The 260-nt window shown below is 25.4% G+C and carries 1 pseudogene; it reads left to right on the forward strand.

Features of this window, described 5'->3' with window-relative positions:
• Positions 1-86: pseudogene (locus tag KVT27_RS27620) on the forward strand (EsaB/YukD family protein); the annotation flags it as partial.
• Positions 87-260 lie beyond the last annotated feature (174 nt).

Below are 260 nucleotides of genomic sequence, written 5' to 3' on the forward strand. Positions count from 1 at the left end.
TGAAAAATAAGTCAATTGTTTTAACAGATAATGATCGTTTAATTGATCACCAAATAACAGATGGAGATATTTTGCAAGTATTATAAAGAATATTTTTTACTTTTAGTTATGTGAAAATAAGTTATTACGGGTTATAAAGAAAAGGAGAAGAGGATAAACATGACGGAAAAAATAATTCAAATTGATGCAATGAACTATCAATTTCAAATAGAAAAAGAAAATTGGAAATTGGAGATGACCAAATCTCAAACACGTATAAA

Source organism: Lysinibacillus sp. GbtcB16 (assembly GCF_019091145.1).
GTDB lineage: Bacteria > Bacillota > Bacilli > Bacillales_A > Planococcaceae > Lysinibacillus > Lysinibacillus fusiformis.